Origin of the sequence: Pseudomonas sp. GZJR-8 (assembly GCF_002916705.1) — a bacterium.
GTDB lineage: Bacteria > Pseudomonadota > Gammaproteobacteria > Pseudomonadales > Pseudomonadaceae > Aquipseudomonas > Aquipseudomonas synxantha_A.
Genome location: NZ_JXSI01000005.1, coordinates 175,752 through 195,399, shown reverse-complemented (window position 1 = coordinate 195,399; position 19,648 = coordinate 175,752). Strand labels below are relative to the sequence as shown.

The following is a 19,648-nucleotide window of genomic DNA, read 5'->3' as shown; positions in this document are numbered from 1 at the left end:
CCTGCTTCTTGATCGTTCCCACGAGTGGAAACGATCAAGAACGACCCTACACCTCCAGGTGCAGGAACAGCTTCTGATCAAGCGGCGCATCGATCCGTGCGTCATCCAGATAGATCACGACGCGGTTATTGGCCTTGTCCCGCTCCATCAGTTCTTTGCGCGTAAACAGGCGTTCTGCTGGGGTCTTCAGGTGGCCGTAATTAGGCGGTGAGACGGGAGAGTCGACGGAGGTGTAATGGAAGTGCGCGTACCACAGGTTAGCTTCCTCCCACTTTATTCCTGGTTTGATTTTACGTTTGTCACGTATGACATATTCGGTGAGAAAGTCACCGGCCTTCAGTGGAATACGTTTTTTTTTCTTCACCAGGTTGATATCAACAAAACCATGTGTGTGTAAATAATCGACCTTGTAGGCTTTGGGGCGCTGTAACAGATACCCTTCGGCGCACACCTTGTGAGCCTGTTTAGAGGCAGCTTTTGCCGCGTCATCGTAGCGCTTGCGCAGGGCAGCGGCTTCTTCGCCAGTCGCGCTCTCAAGCTCCTTGGCCAATGCTGAAAATTTTGCCGCATGTTGACTCAGCATCTCCTCCCAATCCCTGGGGTTGACTGTCTCGCGTTGACTGGGCTCCTGGAGTTTGCGCTGTTGGAAGCTAATACGTTCATTGATACTGGTTCGCTCGTTTTCGATGGTTTGTGCATCCGCTTTGATTCTTTTCAATGAGCGAACCACAGGCGCGGGCGTTTTTGCCGGCACACTCTCGGGCTTGACGATTTTCCAAACGCCTTCGCTGGGATGTTCGTGGTAAGAGGCGATGATTGCGCCGGTGAGTGGGTCGGCAATGTCGACATAATTGCCCGGTTCATTGGGCTGGTGCGTACGCATGTCGCCCACCAGACTCTTCTTGTCTGCGGTTTTGATCACCCGCCGGGTGGTGGATTTTTGTCGTTTGGTTTTGTCGAGAGCCGGCCTGGGGGCAATCTTTTCTTCAACGAGGATCAAGTTGGCCAGTTGCGCCTCAAGGCTTGAACGTGCCTCACCCAGGTGTTCCAGGTACGACACGCGATAAGCCTCCCGCACGAAACCGGAGTTCATTTCGTACAACGACTTAACGGCATTCTCCAGTTGCTCATAGCGCTCAAGGGCACCCTTGAGGACATTGATTTGCTCCACCGTCGAGTAGCCTGAGGTGGTGCGCATTTCTGTATGTGCGAGCACAATGCTGACGATTTGGGGGTCGTGGAGTACACGGATGAACGGAAACTCCATCACCCCCATTGGGCGATGGGTTCGATTGAACACCAAATCAGTGAACACTAGCAGTGCATGCTGTTTGATCGCCACTGAGGAGATGTTTTGATCGGAAGGGTCTCCTTCCAACAGTAATGGGCGCAGTGCAGGGTCGGCTTGCTTGAGGAAGGTCTCGATCTGTTCTGCCGGCTCGATCATTTGATTGAGGGCCGCTACTTGGCGCTTTTTGGTGTTGATGTACTCATCGTAGGCATGTGTGATGTTTTCCGGTAATTCTCGATTGGCGCGCTCACCGAGCTCGTCGGAGTTTTCGCCGTTGTCGCTTACCAGAGTGTCGGCCATTTTTTGCGCCAGACACGCAAAGACCGAACTCCAGTAGCTATAGATGATTCTTGTGGCCTTATCTCGTGTTTGCCTGCGTGTGGAATCTGTGCGGTCGGCTTGCATCAGTTCATCGGCCTTGGCTTCGATTCGTTGCATCACAGGGATCAATGTCCGGCCGTTTCGTTGGTAGTTGTCGAGTGCTGTTTCCCACTGGGCCCTGGCATGTGCTGTATCGACTCGCCTGGCCGCGTGGCGCCTGGCGACCTGGGCGTGAAGCTGCGGGATGCTGGCTGAGGTGCCGAGGAGTAGCCAGTCCTTTCTCAGAAGTGTTGCCTGGTCGGCCAGATTGGCGCGGGTCGTATTCAAGATGGACTCCAACACAGCGGTAGAGATCACTTCTGAATTCATCTCTATCAAGAGCGCGTCAAATTCTTGTTTTAACGTGCGAATACGCTGGTCACGCTTTGACTTCCACCCACTCAAGCTGTCCCTGGGCATGCCACCCTCCAGCCTGGCACGCCGGTCCAGCCGCCAATGCCCTTGGCCATCGCTGACCAGCTTGAAGCCGGGATGCTGGGGATGGTCCGGATGCACCAGGTAGACCTCGTTGAAACCCGGCACCACGTTCGCCTGAAACAACAACCCGCCGATGCTGGCGTGCCACTTGCCGTCAATCCAGTACAGCCCTTTGAGAACACCGTGTGTTAGAGGGGAGGGTAGCGGAGTGGGCCACGGAACTTGCACATCGAGCAGCGCCTTGAGCAACTTCGCGCCGGCTTGAGGGCTGGCAATCGAGTGACCGAAGTCCAGGGCCGTGTGGCCGGTCGCCGGTGGTTCACCGGGCAGCGATACTGGGCCATGGCGCACTATGGGCGCTTCTTGCGCAGCGGGCAGGCCCACCGGGCGTCGCCACGTTTCCAGGTGCAGGGCATGCTCCTGCGCGGAGGGCTCCGACAACGGCTGTCCAGACCGATCGGAAGGGGCAGTGGCGTGCAGCAGCACCATGGCGGTGTTGAGCAAAAGATCGATCAGGGCCAGCTCACGGGTGGTGGGATCGTTGCTGTCCAGGCCGGCCAGATCCTGCTCCAGGCTGCTGACCAGCACCATGAACCAACCAGCCAGCATGGCCGGGCCCTGTACCAGCGGTAACAGTAGGGTATTGAACAGCAACCACGCGCCTTCCATCACGACGGCCCAGCGGCTTTCGTGGTTGGACACCGACTCGCGGTCCGCCAGGTCGACCAAGGCCCGTGCCGTGCTGCCGAACAGATGATTGAGCAGTTGACCGTTGACTTGCGATTGCAGCCATTCGCCCGCGCCTTCATCGACGGCGAGCGTCGCAGGTGCTGGCTTTTCAGGGATGCTGAATTCATCCCCGGGCAGGAAACGAATGATGTGCGGTTCCTTGATGCCGCCATGGTCATAGATGGGGCGGGCCGTGTCGCTCAGCCACGCCAGCACCGTGTCTTGCAACGCACCGGGCGCGGCCAGTGCGTCGAGCAAGGCCTGGCGGGTCGGGTATTCATGCAGGGCCTCGGCATACAGCGGCTGGTACAGCAGGTGCGGGCCGACACTCGTATCACGCGGCTCGATAATGAACGCGTTGTTGACTTCATCCGGTGCGGCCCCGGGCTTGCGGCACAGGGCCAATGGGCGCAGAACAATCTCCTGTTCGTCGACGATTCGGTCCGAGGGCATTTCACCCATCAACGCTTTGACGTAGCGATAACCGGTGACGGTGACGCCATGCTGCCCGCGAATCTTGTATTCCAGTGCCTGCATCGGCAGCTTGACCTTGAGTTCGCGGGTAAACAGGGTTTCCCGGCGGCGCGCGTCAACCGTGTCGGACAACAAGGTGTCTTTGATTGTTTGTGGATAGGTGGCGCCGATATCGACACGCTGGATCAGCCCGGTACTGCCCAGCAGGTAGTCTTCGTCCAGCCAGGTCGGCAGCGCCTGGGAGCCTTTGGCTGAGAGCGTCAGTGTGCCTTTAGGTTTGCCGGCCAGGTTCTTCAGCGCCAACTCCGTCAGCGACATGCGCACATGCTCGATAATACCGGCGCCGCCTGGATAACCGGCGGCCACGGCAAAGTCCAGCACCACTTCGTCAGGGTCGCAGTCGCCATGATCGGCTTGCATCTGCTTGCGCAGCGCGGCGCGGCTGAAACCGTAGATGTTTTCAATGCCCTCGTTGAACGAGCGGCCCTGGTTGCGTTGCAGCACCTGCGCCATGTCCTGTACGTGGCGATGGTAGGCAAAACGGTCGGTGGCGCTGGCCTGGGCGAGCCATGGCGGCAGTTGCTCATTGACCTTTTGCAAGGTCGGCTCAGCGGCTGTCGGCACCTGGGTAAACAGCAGCGCCGGATCGGTGAGTTTTCCCAGGCGTCGTTCAAGCGTTCTTTCGTCCTGGCCCTGAAATTTCAACGTCGCCAGATCTTCCAGTTGCTGATTGAGGATCAGGCCGGCCTGTTGCTCGAACACATTGCCGTCCGGTTCGTTGCGCCGCCACGTAAGGCTGTCGAACTGGAAGCGCGCCTGCATCCTGGCTCCCCAGGCAACACCGAAGTCATCGAGGCCGTCAAACGCCTGGATATTCCCGGCCACGCTGTACAGCAGCACCTGCTTGTCGCGCACCAGCAGCAGGTCGGGGGTTAGCAGGCTGACCTGTTCGCCGGCATGGGTGAATGTGTTCTCAATCAAATAAACATAGGTGGCGGGTGAGGATTGGGGTAGGCGCTCGGCTTGCACCGGCCAGGTAGCGACGACCCTGAGCATGTCCCGCTGGGTCGGGTTCAAGCTCGATTGGCTGGCGGCTATTGCCGTCATCCGGCCGTTGAGAAATTCGCCCAGCCACTGCCAACGGCTGCTGCCATGGCTGTCGGTTTCGCTCCAGTAGTCGGCCAGCGCAGCCTGGAAATACAGGTGAATCGATTCGGGCAGTTCATCAATGATGCTTGCGATTGCCTGCATGTCGATCAGCGGCGCGGCATCAGGCTTGAGGATCGTGGGGATCTGTTGCGTCAAGTAGTACGCCAGCTCGCGTTTTGGCTGCAGGTCGAGCAGCTGTGGGTTGAGCACATGGGCGATGGCAACTTCCATCAACGACCGGTAGGTGTACACCCCATCGGGGTGCGGGATGGCCAGCTTGACGGTAGCCAAGTCCAGCTTGAGCGACGGATAGCGCTCCAGGATACGGCTGCGCAGGGCGTTGAACACCACGGAATACAAGGCCGGGCGCGTAGCGAAATGCGCATGGATGGCCTGGGCGGGCAGTTGGCTCAGGGTCGTGGGGGTGCTCGGGGTGGGCATGATGAAATCCTTTTACCTGTTTGATAGAAGCGACAGGAAATCGAATGTGGTGACCCCGCAGGCGGTACAGGAATACCACTGCCGGCGCCCCGCCCCGAACGCGCACGACGTCATATATGCACCGCCTGGCCTAGCGGGCGCCGTGATGTGCTGTCAGTCCATTTCAAAGGAGTGACACGATGGACTCTTCATCCCAGCTTTCTTCGCCGGGCGTGCCAACCAACGACGTACCTGAGCCGGTGAAAAAGCTCAACGCCACCCAAAGCCTGCACGGTGACTTCCTGGAGCGCAGCAGTCCTGATTGGCTGATCAGCGCGACGCCGGCCCGCAAGCAGGCGCTCAAGGACGCCAGCACGGTCATGCCAGCGTGGCTCGCGAACGCCACGCCTGAGCAACGCAATGAGGTGACCGGCCGTTTTCTTGCCAACCTCACCACCCAGACGCAACTGGACAAGACGATGGCCTCCTTCCAGGGCATCGACGACTTCGCCCGGCCCTTGCTGCTCACAGCCCTGAAGGATCAGTACCGACTGGACCTCGATGTCGACAAAACCCTGTTGTGCCTGCGCCGCCCGCTGGCGGTGGGGATTGCCGAAGTCGAGGCGGGGGATTTCGAGTTTTTGAAACTGCCCCTGCTGGAAGCGGCCTTGCACAACTTTGAGGCCTACGAGTGCAAGGAGGGCGCTTACCACAAGACCTCCGGGTTCATGCAAGCCACCGGCACCTCCGGCACCTACCACTCGGTGGCGATCAACCTGAAGGTCAGCCAGTTTTTGACGCTGTGTCGAAACCTCAATATCGGCGCCAAATACCAGGCCTACCTGCAATCATTTTTCTACCCCGAAGACGCCAGCGCGCAAGTCACCCTACGTGACCAGTTCATCGCCAATCAGAAGGCCGCCGTCAGGGCCGCCGCCGAGCAGGCACTGTTGACCGGCGATATCGAGCCGGCCGATCACCGCATGCTGCTGTCGGTGATCGAGGGTGAAATTCATCCCTGGATGGGCGACAAGCAGGTCTGGTTCAGGACCCTGGGCCTGATGCGGCTGCGGATGACCGGCTGCATGGTGTTCTCGATCTGCAAGAAATACAGCTACCCGGACGAGCTGATCATCTATGTGCCCCAGGACCCTGAGCATCCGCTCAAGCGCTACCGCTGGCGGCAAATGCAGGCTGAATTCAAGCGCCTGTTCACCGCCCGCGACCCGGCCAAGGCCAATGATCCCTCGCCGACGCCGTACCAGCAGTTTTTCAGTCGCTTCGTGCCCTACGACAAGCGGCCCTACTACTTCAGCCAGTTCACCCAGAAAGCCGCCGACTCACCCACCGACATCTGGCGCTCACCGTGGAAGAAATTGCTGGATTTCACCACGCCGCACTTCATCACCGGCATCAAGGAGTTGCCGCCCGAGGCGCCTGCCAAGCTTGAACCCAACCCCGACCCTTTCCTTGATCCCTCAACGCGCACGCGGCGCGGTAAAGGGATCTGGGCGGCGAACATCGACCCTTGGCAGTACTTCTACGAGCAACACCGCGAGCAGGTAATCGCAGATGCACGGGCCCATGCCGTGCCCACCGCGGACGTGGATGCCAAGGCCCGTGACGCCAAACTGGCGCACCTGCTGGAAATCGGCATGCTGGGGTTGAACATGGTGTCGATGTTCGTACCGGTGCTGGGCGAGGTCATGATGGGGGTGATGGCCGGGCAGTTGCTCTATGAAACCCTGGAAGGTGCGATTGAATGGGGCGAAGGTGACCGCCAGGTGGCCAAGGCGCACTTGATTGACGTGGCCGAGAACCTGGCACAGATCGCCGTGATGGCCGGTGTGGGGGCGGGCGTCAGTCGCTGGCGAGCGGCCAAGGCCGAGCCGGTGATCGAGGCACTGAGCGAGGTTAAGCGGCCCGATGGCCAGGTACGCTTGTGGAAGCCGAGCCTGAGTGGTTATGAACACCCCGTGACCCTGGACCGCGCCGCCTACCCCAACGCCCAAGGGCAGTATGTGAAAGAGGGCAGGACCTATATCCGCCAAGGCCCTCAGGTTTACGAGCAATACTTTGACGAGTCAATTCAGAAGTGGCGGATCAAGCACCCCACCGACCCCCAGGCCTACCAACCGGTGCTTGAGCACAACGGTCACGGCGCCTGGCGGCATACCCTGGAGCGCCCGCTGGAGTGGGATCGGTTGACGCTGTTGCGGCGCATGGGGCATCAAACCGAGGTATTCACTGACCAGGAGTTGCTCAAGATCGCCGATGTCAGCGGCGTCAGCGACAACACGCTGCGCAAGATGCATATGGACCATACGCTTGCGCCGCCCGAGCTGATTGATACGCTGCGCCTGTTCAAGGCGGATGCAGATGTGTCACGGGTGATCGAGCAACTAGAGGGTACCCGTGATATTGATGACCTGTACCTGTATGCGCTGCCGTTGATCGTTGAAATGCCCGGTTGGCCGCGAGGGCGCGTACTGGAAGTGTTCGAGGGGGCCGGTACCTTCGGCCGGTCGGTCAAGTATGGTGCTCACCGCTCGTTTAAAGGAGGGCGCGCAGCGCTGCCGATCAAGGTGGGGCGCAGCGATATTCTCGGCGGCGAAGTGCCTGCGCGGATTCTATTGGCGTTGGACGATTCAGAGCGGGTGCAGTTGCTCGGCACCGACGGCCCAGGCAGCCTCGACGCGCGCAAGGCGAGGTTCAACCAGCGACTGGCCGACTATGCGCGCGAGCGCAGGCCGGCGATTTTCGACAGTATCTACGGCGGCACCGAGCCGCTGGACAAGCGTATCAGCCTGTTGCAACGCACCTGCCCGGGGCTCAGCAAGGCGGCAGCGCAAACGGTGCTCGACCACGCCCGTGTCGATGAGCTTGAACGGCTAGCCGCCACCGCGCGCGTACCCTTGAACATGCTCGAGGAAGCTCGCTGGTATGCGCGACAAGGACGGTTGGCCCGAGCCTACGCCGGGCTGCGTAGCGAGACGATTGCCGCGGCCGACAGCCGACGGCTGGCGCTGCATGCCCTTCAAACGCTGCCGGGCTGGCCGGATACGTTGCGCCTGGAAGTGCGCAGCACCCACACGCGTGGCACGCTGATCGACAGCATTGGTGCATCCACCGCGGCGCAGAAAAAATACTTGGTCAAGCACGGCCCCAGCTACCAGGCGTTCGATGAGCGGGGCGAAGCACTCAACAGTCTGGCACCGGAGGGCGACAACTTTTTCGCCTCGCTGATGCATGCCTTGCCCGATGAGGCGCGCCAGAGCCTGGGAGTGCCGCAGGTCAGCCAACACGCCGTGTTGCAACGCAAACTGATCGAGCAAGCCGATGCGCATCGTCTGGAGGCCTCGGCGTGGCTGGAGCCAAAAGTGCCCAGGTTCAAGCCGCCGGTGCGCATCAACGACACGCTGATAGGTTATCAGGCCAGTGGGCGGGGGCCGAGTGTGAGCCCGCTGCTGGCTCATCAGGTGCGCATAATCTATCCGGATCTGGATGAGGTGCAGATCAATGCGTTTTTCCTTGAGCTGGTACGGGCGGGGAACGATGGCCGAGCAATCGTCAGCAGGTTGAAAGCGCTGTTTGAAGAGCGCCAGGCGCTGCATGACGCGCTCAATCATTGGGTCAATCGCTCGTCGGTAGCCAATCGTCAGAGCAATTTCCTCGCCGGGGAAGCGCTCAAGCGTAGCTGGGGCCGTTCTTGGTTGGCCGGGAAAGTGCCGAGTGCCGATGCCTTGGCGTTGACCCTCAATGAACCGTTGCCTTCATTGACGGCGAACTTTTCATACGTGCGTGAACTATCTGTTCTCGGTACGGCCCTGCATGACACCAATATCGATGGGTTTCTGAGCCAGTTTCCCTCTCTCGAAAAACTGACCTTGCGGCCGCCCTATTTCCCAACCGTAGAAACCACGGATGCCAGCCCGAAGTTGACCCGCGTGCCCCAGGTGTTGGCACAGTTCACAGGGCTCAAACATTTGGCAGTCAGCTTCGATGCACATCAGTTGACCGCGCAGTTATCGTCGCAATTGACGGCACTGGCCGGCCTTGAACACCTGGAGCTCGGTTATTTCGCCTACGACGGCCACGTCCTCAACGGCCTGGATTTAAGCCCCTTGCAACGCTTGAAACGCTTGAAGATCGTGGCGCCCAACGTGCCAATGCAATGGCCCGCCTATGTGCAGAAACTGCCGCTTCTGGAGCGACTGGATCTGGCCCAGACCGCCATTGCCACGTTGCCTGCCGAGCTCTATAGCGGGTACGAGCGGTTATGGAGCGGGTTATCGCTGGACTGGTCGACGTTCAGCTATGAAGAATTCAAGCCAGCCTATGAGCACGTCAGGAATTATGCGGGGTCGTTCGGGCCACACCTGGCGAACCTGGACGAAATGGTCAGAGGCTTTGCGCGCGGAGAACTGAGCCTGCTGATGGGCGAGGTCCCTGTCGGCCGTCGAATGACGGACGTGGTCATGGGCCTGTGGAACACGCCACAAACGCGGATGAACGCCGTGCAAGCGCTGCGTGAAGAACACCTCGGCATTTTCAAGCCGTTCTACGAACCCTCTTTGGTCCCCGTACTCCGGGTGCGCTGGAGGGACGGGCAGAATGCAAGCATCCTGGCGTTGCTGAAGAAAAGCTGGCGCGGGGCGGTATGCCAACGCTATGGCCTGCCGACCGATATCGATATTTCGATGTTTGAACTGCCGGATCCAAAGATGTCGCCGACCAATCCCCTGGTCGCTGAAAAAATCCGCGAATTGCCAGTGTTGCCGGCCGGTACCTTTTCGCATGTCAAAACGTTAAAGGTGAATTGGCTGGAGGATGTGCCGCCTGATCAGCTCAGTGGTTTCATCCAGGCGTTCGCCGGAACGCAAAGCCTTGAACTGCGCTTCAGTCGCCTCACTGAGGTACCGATCAGTGCGGACATCCTGCCGGAATTGACACACCTGGACTTGTCCGACAACCAGATCGCAGTGACCCCGGCAGTACAGGCTCAATTCAATGGGTTGAACAGGCTGCAAGTGCTGAGCCTGCAATATAACCGGCTGGGCACCCTCGACGTCAGCGCACTGACCCGCCTGACGGCGCTGAACCTGCGCGAATCGATGCTACGGGAATGGCCGCAAGGCGCTGAACACCTCGCGCAATTGGCTTGCCTGGACTTACGTGACAATCAGTTGACGAGCCTTGCACCGCTTGCGATTGATGATTCAGATGTGTTGATGCGCACTGAGTTGGCAGGCAACCCGTTGAGCGTCGAAGGCACGACGGTACTCAATGCAGCGCGGCGTCGGGTCGAGACGACCAAAGGATTGCCTGAGGGAGCGTTGAGTCGGTTTGCGCTGGATCAGGAACCCCTGGTGTTTCCCCCGAAGCACACCGCAGGTTCGGTAGCGCACTATTTGCTGCCCTTGCCATCGGGTAATGGACACTTTGAGGGGGTTCCGGAAAATGCGATAAGGGCGTTAAGCCCGCTCTTGACGCAAGAGCAAGCCATGGCCAGGGTCAGGCAACTGCGCGAGACGGGGCTGAGCGACCTGCAAATAGATACGCAGGTCGCTCGGTGGTATCAGACCCATGACGTGCTGACGCGTGAGTTGAATGGTTGGTTGTTTACCCGCGAGGCGCGCGCTTTTGGCGACAGTCTCGACAGTCTGAAGCGAGTAACCCCCGCGCAGGCGATCCGCGAATCCTGGGTTCGGGCTGTGGTAGAAGGGCGCTCGGCTGGCGAGGTCGAGACGTTGAGCTTGCAGGCGACCCAACCTGGTGATTTTCCCGCGCTCTCCGTGCCGTTTACCCATGTGCGCAGCCTCAATCTGACGGGGGTCAAGCTCACTGCGCAAGGCAGCAACGGGTTTTTAGCCGCCTTTGGCCCATTGAACCGGTTGATACTCAGTGGTAATGAGCTGACAGCACTGCCCGAAGCCGTTCAACGCATGGAGCAGCTTGAGCGTCTGGAACTGGCCTACAACGCCTTCACGCAAGCGCCGTCGTTGCCTGCTCGATTGCGCAGTGAGCGCTTGCGTTGGTTGGACTTGAATCATAACAACCTGCAGGCCTTTGATATGCGGGACTTCAGTCGCCTGGAGACATTGGACGTGAGCTACAACGACATCGCAAGCTGGCCCGAGGGTGCGTTGGAGTCGCAGCACCTGACCCGGCTGAACCTGAGCGGCAATGCGCTGGTGTCCTTCCCGCAGTCTTTACTCGAAGGCGCGCACGACGGCTTGGTGTCAGGTACGGACCTGTCCGATAACCATAACCTGACCGCGCAAGCCCTTGAACAAATGCGCAATTACGCCGAGGCGCATGAGGCCAATGAGGTCATGGGCTTTTCGCGAGCAGAACTCGACCGCGCCCATCGTCGCAATTATGGCGGGTCCGACACTGAGTCGGACCCGGACTCCGACTCCGATGCTGATTCGGGCTCTGGTTCTGACGACGATGATAGTGATCCGGACGCCGGCTACCTGCCGGCTGAGAGCATTGAAAACCCGCTGCAAAATACCGCGCAGCCGGCACTTGACCCCTGGTTGGCCGATACCTCAGCGGAGTTGGCGACACAACGAACAGCGCTGTGGAATCAACTGGCACAGGCGCAGGATCATGATCGGTTTTTCCACCTCATTTCGCTGTTGCGCCTGACCTCGGAATTCAACCTCAATCGTCCAAGCCTCACGCAACGGGTATGGGGCGTTATCGCGGGGGCCGCAGAAAATGCCGAGTTGCGCGGTACCCTGTTCATCGAAGCCGAAACCCATGGCACCTGTATCGATGGCCGCATCCTCACGTTCAGTGAGATGGAAGTGCGGGTGTTCGAATACCGCGCCTTGCGCGATATCCCACAGCAGCGGCTCGACCTCAGGGGCCGGGCGCTGCTGAACCTGTCGCGGCAGTTGTTTCGGTTGAGCAGGGCCGATCAACTCGCAGAAGCCGCCGCGGTGGGCATGGACCGGGCCGAGGTGCGCTTGAGTTACCGGATCGGCTTGACCCGCGGCTGGCCCGACGGCCTGGAGCTGCCTGGGCAGCCGACCTACATGGCGTTCGCAAACCCGATCAATGCCGAGCTACAGGCACAGTTACGCGCACAAATCCTGGCAACTGAAAGTACCGATGCGTTTGTCGAAAGCCTGATTCAACGTGAGTACTGGTTGCGTTATCTGGATGAGCGTTACGCCGAACAGTTCGAGGCCCTTGAGGACGAACTGGCACGCCGTTATGAAGCCTTGGAGGACGCGCACAGTGATCGGGGCGATGCCCAGAGCATGGCGCGCTATGAGCAAGCCATAGGCCAGTTGGAGATCGAACGGGCCGCCGCCCGTACTCAGAAACGCATGGAGCTGTCCCGGGCGGAGATACAACGGTTATCGGGCATGGAACCTGCCACGCCCGCTCCGTCGTCACCCCAGCCCGGTCCGTCCTGGCGTCCCTGAAGCGGCAATTTAAGAGCGCCGAACCGGGTGGTCGGGGTTTAACCTCAGTTGTCATACCCCAGGTTCGGCGCCAGCCAGCGCTCCGTCACGCTGAGGTCCTGGCCTTTGCGCGCGGTGTAGCTGGCGACCTGGTCCTTGTCGACCTTACCCACGGCAAAGTACTGCGCCTGCGGGTGGGCGAAGTACCAGCCGCTGACTGCTGCTGCGGGGAACATCGCATAGTGCTCGGTGAGGAACACCCCGCTGCGCCCGGCGTGCATTTCACGGGCCTCGGGGTCCAGCAGTTGGAACAGCTGGGCTTTCTCGGTGTGATCCGGGCACGCCGGGTAGCCGGGGGCAGGGCGGATGCCGCTGTACTGCTCCTTGATCAGCGCCTCGTTGTCCAGTTGTTCATCCTTGGCATAGCCCCAGTGTTCTTTGCGCACTTGCTGGTGCAGCCATTCGGCGCAGGCTTCGGCCAGGCGGTCGGCGAGGGCCTTGACCATGATCGAGTTGTAGTCGTCGCCAGCGTCCTGGTAAGCCTTGGCCACTTCCTCGGCACCGATGCCGGCGGTGGTGATGAAGCCACCGATGTAGTCGGTCACGCCGCTGTCCTTGGGCGCGACGAAGTCGGCCAGGGAAAAATTCGGCTTGCCGTCGGTCTTGATGATTTGTTGGCGCAGGTGATGCAGTTTGGCGATGGGCTGGCCGTCGTCGCCGTAGACTTCCAGGTCATCGTCCTGCACCTGATTGGTCGGCCAGAAACCGAACACCGCGCGGGCGCTGATGAGTTTCTCGTCGATCAGCTTCTTGAGCATTTCCTGGGCATCGGCGTACAGCGCAGTGGCGGCTTCACCGACCACCTCGTCTTCGAGGATGCGCGGGAACTTGCCGGCCAGGTCCCAGGAGATAAAGAACGGCGTCCAGTCGATGTACTCGGCCAGGACGTTGAGGTCGATATTGTCCAGCACCTTGGCGCCGGTAAAGGTCGGTTTGACCGGGGTGTAGCTGCTCCAGTCGAACTGCGGCTTCTTGGCGATGGCCGCCGGGTAGCTCAGGCGTTCGGTACGCGCACTGCGGTTGGAGGTGCGTTCACGCACGTCGATGTATTCCAGGCGGGTTTTCTCGACGAAACCGGCCTTCAGTTCCTTGGACAGCAACTGCGTGGCCACACCCACGGCGCGCGAGGCGTCGGTCACGTAGATCACGGCGTCATTGCTGTACTTGGGCTCGATTTTCACTGCCGTGTGCGCCTTGGAGGTGGTCGCGCCACCGATCATCAACGGCAGGTGGAAGTCCTGGCGCTGCATCTCGCGGGCCACATGCACCATTTCATCCAGGGACGGCGTGATCAGGCCGGACAGGCCGATGATGTCGCACTTCTGCTCCTTGGCCACCTGCAGGATCTTCTCGGCAGGCACCATTACACCCAAATCCACGATGTCATAGCCGTTGCACCCGAGCACCACGCCGACGATGTTCTTGCCGATGTCATGCACGTCGCCTTTGACCGTGGCCATCAGGATCTTGCCCTTGGCCTCCGGCTTGTCGCCTTTTTCCAGCTCGATAAACGGGATCAAGTGGGCCACGGCCTGCTTCATCACGCGGGCGGACTTTACCACCTGAGGCAGGAACATCTTGCCGGCGCCGAACAGGTCGCCGACGATGTTCATGCCGGACATCAGCGGGCCTTCGATCACTTCGATCGGACGTGCGAACGACAGGCGCGACTCTTCGGTGTCTTCGACGATATGCGTGGTGATGCCCTTGACCAGCGCATGTTCCAGACGCTTGTTGACGTCCCAGCCACGCCATTCCTCGGTCTCGGCTTCCTTGACGCTGCCGTCGCCTTTGTACTTGTCGGCAATCGCCAGCAGGGCGTCGGTGCCTTCCGGCGTGCGGTTAAGCACCACGTCTTCCACGGCGTCACGCAGCTCGACCGGGATCTGGTCGTAGATCTCCAACTGGCCGGCGTTGACGATACCCATGGTCAGGCCGTTGCGGATCGCATACAGCAGGAACACCGAGTGGATCGCCTCACGCACCGGGTTGTTGCCGCGGAACGAGAATGACACGTTGGATACGCCGCCGGAGGTCAGCGCATACGGCAGTTCGTCGCGGATGTAGGCACAGGCGTTGATGAAATCGACGGCGTAATTGTTGTGCTCCTCGATACCGGTGGCGACGGCGAAGATATTCGGGTCGAAGATGATGTCTTCCGGCGGGAAGCCGACTTCATTCACCAGAATGTCGTAGGAGCGTTTGCAGATCTCTTTTTTACGCGCTTCGGTGTCGGCCTGCCCGGCTTCGTCGAAGGCCATCACCACTACCGCAGCGCCGTAACGCTTGCACAGTTTGGCGTGATGAATGAACTGCTCGACGCCTTCCTTCATGCTGATGGAGTTGACGATGCCCTTGCCCTGGATGCATTTGAGGCCGGCCTCGATCACTTCCCACTTGGAGGAGTCGATCATGATCGGCACACGGGAGATGTCCGGCTCCCCGGCAATCAGATTGAGGAAGGTGACCATGGCCTTCTTCGAATCCAACATGCCTTCATCCATGTTGATGTCGATCACCTGGGCGCCGGCTTCCACCTGCTGCAGGGCGACTTCCAGGGCTTCGGTGTAGTTGTCTTCGCGGATCAGCCGAGCGAACTTGGCCGAGCCGGTAATGTTGGTACGCTCGCCGACGTTGACGAACAACGAGCTGCGATCGATGGTGAACGGCTCCAGGCCAGACAGGCGGCAGGCTTTGGGAATGTCCGGGATCGGGCGCGGCGCATAACCGGCAACGGCCTTGGCAATGGCTTCGATATGGCCCGGTGTGGTGCCGCAGCAGCCGCCGACGATATTCAGGAAACCGCTCTGGGCGAACTCTTCGATGACCTTGGCGGTTTCCGATGGCAGTTCGTCGTATTCGCCGAATTCGTTGGGCAGGCCGGCGTTGGGGTGCGCCGAAACGTGGGTGTTGGCTTTGTTCGACAGCTCTTCCAGGTACGGGCGCAGTTCGCTGGCGCCGAGGGCGCAGTTGAGGCCGACCGAAATCGGCTTGGCGTGGGCCACGGAGTTCCAGAACGCTTCGGTGGTCTGGCCCGACAGGGTACGGCCGGAGGCATCGGTGATGGTGCCGGAGATCATGATCGGCAGTTCGATATTCAGTTCTTCGAACACGCCTTGCACGGCGAAGATCGCCGCCTTGGCGTTGAGGGTATCGAAGATGGTTTCGATCAGGATCAGGTCGGCACCGCCTTCGATCAGGCCCTTGGTGGCCTCGGTGTAGTTTTCCACCAGCTCATCGAAGGTCACGTTGCGGTAGCCAGGGTTGTTCACGTCCGGGGACAGTGAGCAGGTACGGCTGGTCGGGCCCAGTACACCGGCGACAAAACGCGGCTTGGCGGGGTTCTCATGGGTTTTGGCGTCGGCCACCTTGCGCGCCAGGCGGGCGCCTTCCACGTTCAGTTCATAGGCCAGCTCTTCCATGCCATAGTCGGCCATGGAGATCCGCGTGGCGTTGAAGGTGTTGGTTTCAAGGATGTCGGCGCCGGCGTCCAGGTAGGCCTTCTCGATTCCGCCGATCACGTCGGGACGAGTGAGGACCAGCAGGTCGTTGTTGCCCTTCACGTCGCTTGGCCAGTCGGCGAAGCGTTTGCCTCGGTAGTCCTGCTCCTCAAGCTTATAGCTCTGGATCATCGTGCCCATGCCACCGTCGAGGATCAGGATACGGTCCTTGAGGGCTTTGTGAAGGGCTTGCAGGCGAGCGCTACGATCGGGCATGGGACTACTCTGGTCAGGCATTACGGAGGGCGTGAATCATAGCAAACCTGTGCCGATTTAGAGCATGTCAGGGTTCTGCATGAATATCGCTCATGTTGTCGGCAGTCATGGCCCGGTAGAATCACCGCCACTTCACAGACCGCACGCCTTGAATCGGGACCCGATACATGTCACTTCGTTTGATCGTCAGCGCCGTCCTGGCCTTGATAGCCAGTACCGCGCAGGCTGACGGCCGCGCTTCGGCGATTTCCTATACCCGCGATATCCAACCGATCTTCACCGAGAAGTGCGTGGCCTGCCATGCCTGCTACGACTCTGCTTGCCAACTCAACCTTGGCAGCGCAGAGGGCGCGGCCCGTGGCGCGAGCAAGGTGCCGGTGTACGACGGCGAGCGTAGCCAGGCCACACCGACTACACGGCTGTTCTATGACGCGTTCGGCAAACAAGCCTGGCAGCAGAAGGGCTTCTATTCGGTACTGGATGCCCAGGGCAGCCAGGCTGCGTTGATGGCACGTATGCTGGAGCTGGGGCATAACGCGCCATTGCCACCCAATGCCAAACTGCCCGACGAGATTGTATTGGGCCTGAACCGCCAAAACATGTGCGCGACGCCCGGCGAGTTCAACGCCTATGCCGGCGCCCATCCCAAGGAGGGCATGCCGCTGGCCGTCACCGGCCTGACCGACCAGCAATACCAGACCCTGCAACGCTGGCTGGCCTCCGGTGCGCCGATTGATGAGCAGAGTCTGGCTCCCAGCACCAGGGAAGCCTTGCAGGTGCAGCAATGGGAAACCCTGTTCAACCAGCCGGGCGCCCGGCAAAGCCTGGTGGCGCGCTGGTTGTACGAGCATTTGTTCCTCGCCCACATTTACTTCGAAAACGGCGAGCCGGGGCATTACTTCCAGTGGGTGCGTTCGCGTACGCCGAGCGGGCAGCCGATCGACTTGATCGCGACCCGTCGTCCTAACGATGACCCAGGCACTCAGGTCTATTACCGCCTGTGGCCGGTACAGGGCGTGATCGTGCATAAAACCCACATCACTTACCCGTTCAGCGCGGCGAAAATGGCACGGATCAAAGACCTGTTCTATTCCGGTGACTGGCAGGTGAGCGCCTTGCCGGGCTACGGACCGGGGCGCCGTGCCAACCCGTTCGAAACCTTCGAAGCCATACCGGCCAAGGCGCGTTATCAGTTCATGTTGGATAACGCCGAATACTTCGTGCGCACCTTCATCCGCGGTCCTGTATGCCGTGGGCAGATCGCCACGGACGTGATCCGTGACAACTTCTGGACACTGTTCCAGGAGCCGGACCATGACCTGTACATCACCGATGCCCGTTACCGCGGCCAGGCCACGCCATTGTTGGCCATGCCTGGGCAAAACGATGATGTGGGCAGTGTGCTGGGCCTGTGGCTGGCCTATCGCGACAAGCGTAATCAGTATGAGGCGTTGCGCCGCGATAGCTACGCAGATGTGCCGCCGCCGAGTTGGTCGAGCTTGTGGGCGGGTAATGACAATGCCTTGCTGACCATCTTTCGCCATTTCGACAGCGCCTCGGTGACCAAGGGCCTGATCGGTGAGGTGCCGCAGACGATGTGGCTGTTCGATTACCCACTGCTGGAGCGCACTTATTACCAGTTGGCAGTCAACTTCGACGTGTTCGGCAATGTGTCGCACCAGGCCCAGACGCGCTTGTACTTCGACCTGATCCGCAACGGCGCCGAACAGAACTTCCTGCGTCTGATGCCGGCCGACACCCGCGAGGACTTCCTTGACGACTGGTACCAGAACAGTGGCAAGCTCAAGCTGTGGCTGGACTATGAAGCCATTGATGACGACAAGCCCACGGGGCTGCATCTGGACGAGAAAGATCCCAAGCGCGATTTTGCCAACCAACTGCTGACGCGTTACGGCGGTTTGAACGTCAGCCCGGACCCGATCAACCGCTGCACCGGGGCCTATTGCTCGCGCACCGGTATCGACCCGGCCTTGCAGGACGCCGAACAGGCGCTTAGCCGCCTGACGTCGCGCCCGGCGGCGGGGCTCAAGGTGATCGACCAGTTGCCCGAAGCCACCATGCTGCGCATCGAAACCCAGAGTGGCCAGCGCGTGGTCTACAGCATGCTGCGTAACCGTGCCCACAGTAACGTGGCTTTCCTGTTGGGTGAGGCTTATCGCTACCAGCCGGGCCTCGACACACTGACCATCTATCCGGGGGTGATGAGCAGTTACCCGAACTTCATGTTCAACATTCCAGCTCAAGAGGTGCCGCAATTCGTCACGCAAATGGAGCAGGCCAAGGATGCCAAGCGGTTTGAGAAAATAGTCGATCGCTGGGGGGTACGCCGCAGTCATCCGCAGTTCTGGCAATACTTCCACGATTTGTCGCGGTACATTCGTGAAACCACGCCAGTGGAAGAGGGTGTATTGGACATGAACCGCTACGAGAATCTATAACTACTGTATTGGTCCGGTCATTTCTCCAAGTGAGCGCTGAAGCAGTCGGATACCTACCTACGGACTGGACAGGGGACACCGATGTTGATTTCAGTGCAGTTTCTACGCGCCTTGGCGGCATGGAGTGTGGTGGGCCACCATTTCATGCAAGGGTTTTTCAACTTTGAAGCCAGCAACGCGCTGGAATTTCTGTTTGTCGACAAAGGCGCCATTGGGGTGGATGTGTTCTTTGTCATCAGTGGCTTGGTGATTTACCTGGCGACTGCCGACAAAGCGCTGAACCCCGGGCGTTTCATGCTGATGCGCGTGGCGAGGATTGTTCCGGCGTATTGGTTCTATACCCTGCTCATGATTCTCGTGGTTGCCGTTGTGCCTGCGATCTTTCCAGAGGCTCGGCTCGAACCCGGTCATGTACTCATGTCGATGCTCTTTATACCGGCCCAAAACCCGGGAGGCTTCGGCGTCTACCCACTGCTCGATGTCGGGTGGACACTGAATTTCGAGATGCTGTTTTATTGCCTGTTTGCCTTTGCCTTGCTGGTGCCCGCGGCCTATCGCTTGTGGGTGGTAGCAGCGCTGCTGTATCTGGTGTGCTACATCATCACTCCCGCCGTTGACCTGGCCAGTGGCTTCTACCATGAGGACATTATTTTCGAGTTCCTGATGGGCGTGGTGATCGGCATGCTGTATCGGCGCGGCCTATGCCGGGCCAAGCCGTGGCTGGCATTGTTGAGTATCGCAGCGGCCCTGGTGGCTATTGATCATGGCGCGGACATACCCCGAGCCCTGGAGTGGGGAGTACCCAGCGCGATAGTGGTCTTCAGTTGCGTGGCGCTGGAACCTTACTTCCAGGGCGCGCGCTTGTTGAAGGTGCTCGGGGATTGCTCCTACTCGGTCTATCTACTCCACGTGTTGGTGCTCAGCGCCGGGCGTTGGATCGCCGACCGCACGGGGATCGACCCTTACGCCATATTGCCTGGATGTATCGTCATCATCGGACTGGGCGCATTTGTGAGTTACCAATGGCTGGAGAGGCCTGCCTACCGCACGCTCACACGCTGGTTTGGCGTTGATGCTCCGGCACCCCTTTCGACAGCGCCTCGGTGACCAGGGATCTGGTCGGCGAAGCGC

5 protein-coding genes are annotated in these 19,648 nt (G+C 60.0%); 3 read left to right on the top strand and 2 right to left on the bottom strand.

Translation table 11 applies throughout. From position 1 onward, the window contains the following. Positions 1-46: 46 nt before the first annotated feature. Positions 47-4,882: a dermonecrotic toxin domain-containing protein gene (locus TK42_RS12520; RefSeq protein WP_103734333.1), complete on the bottom strand. Its 4,836-nt coding sequence runs from the start codon at positions 4,880-4,882 to the stop codon at positions 47-49. Between the two features lie 179 nt (positions 4,883-5,061). Here TK42_RS12520 and TK42_RS12515 point away from each other — a divergent pair, with 179 nt between their 5' ends. Beyond that, entirely contained in the window at positions 5,062-12,303 is a 7,242-nt protein-coding gene (locus TK42_RS12515) for an NEL-type E3 ubiquitin ligase domain-containing protein (RefSeq protein WP_103734332.1), read from the top strand. 44 nt (positions 12,304-12,347) lie between these two features. On the opposite strand, the gene metH is transcribed toward TK42_RS12515, so the two are convergent. Then, on the bottom strand, positions 12,348-16,058 hold the full coding sequence (gene metH / locus TK42_RS12510) for a methionine synthase (protein WP_103734331.1): 3,711 nt from the start codon (positions 16,056-16,058) through the stop codon (positions 12,348-12,350). Positions 16,059-16,225: 167 nt separating this feature from the next. Here metH and TK42_RS12505 point away from each other — a divergent pair, with 167 nt between their 5' ends. Together TK42_RS12505 and TK42_RS12500 are read left to right on the top strand one after the other, a co-directional pair. Beyond that, on the top strand, positions 16,226-18,517 hold the full coding sequence (locus tag TK42_RS12505) for a fatty acid cis/trans isomerase (RefSeq protein ID WP_032875951.1): 2,292 nt from the start codon (positions 16,226-16,228) through the stop codon (positions 18,515-18,517). 81 nt (positions 18,518-18,598) lie between these two features. Next, complete coding sequence (locus tag TK42_RS12500; protein ID WP_103734330.1) at positions 18,599-19,624, top strand: acyltransferase; 1,026 nt, start codon at positions 18,599-18,601, stop codon at positions 19,622-19,624. Positions 19,625-19,648: the final 24 nt, after the last annotated feature.